Below are 815 nucleotides of genomic sequence, written 5' to 3' on the forward strand. Positions count from 1 at the left end.
CTACGGTTTGCCAATGGCAGATCTAGTGCAAGAGGGCAATATCGGTCTAATGAAAGCCGTTAAACGTTTTAACCCAGAAGTGGGCGTACGTTTGGTGTCTTTTGCTGTTCACTGGATCAAAGCAGAGATCCATGAGTACGTACTACGTAACTGGCGTATCGTTAAAATTGCAACAACTAAGGCGCAGCGTAAATTGTTCTTCAATCTACGCAAATCGAAAAAACGCTTAGGTTGGTTTAACAATGGCGAAGTCGAAACCGTAGCTCGTGAGTTGGGCGTAGAACCTTCCGAAGTTCGTGAGATGGAATCACGTCTTGCGGCGGTCGATTCAACGTTCGATATGCCAACTGACGATGATGACAGTGCGACTAGCTCATACACTGCACCGATGCTGTACCTAGAAGACAAATCGTCGGACGTGGCTGACAACATCGAAGCTGCAAACTGGGAAATGCACACCAATAATCGTCTTGGTCACGCACTAGCAAGCCTAGATGAGCGTAGCCAACGCATTGTGCGCTCTCGTTGGTTAGACGATGAGAAAGCAACATTGCAAGACTTGGCTGATGAGTTTGGCGTTTCTGCAGAGCGTATTCGTCAGTTAGAAAAGAATGCGATGAAGAAGCTGAAACTGGCCGTTGGTGAGTTCTAACTTCAGCCTCTAATATAAAGTAAGATTTTCATAGAAAGCCGAGATCATGTGATCTCGGCTTTTTTATTTTCGATCGAAAATAGATAGCGTTTGCGATCTAAATTTTCTGTGCTACCTGTGCATAACTCTGTGAAGTAATTATTTATCAACTGTTCGAAACCCA

1 protein-coding gene is annotated in these 815 nt (G+C 44.7%); it reads left to right on the forward strand.

Annotated elements, in window-relative coordinates:
• Positions 1-652 (forward strand): RNA polymerase sigma factor RpoH (gene rpoH, locus R7Q09_RS24905; protein ID WP_318143792.1); only part of this gene is annotated, 652 nt, incomplete at its 5' end.
• Between the last annotated feature and the right edge of the window lie 163 nt (positions 653-815).

The organism is Vibrio sp. 2130-1 (assembly GCF_033339515.1).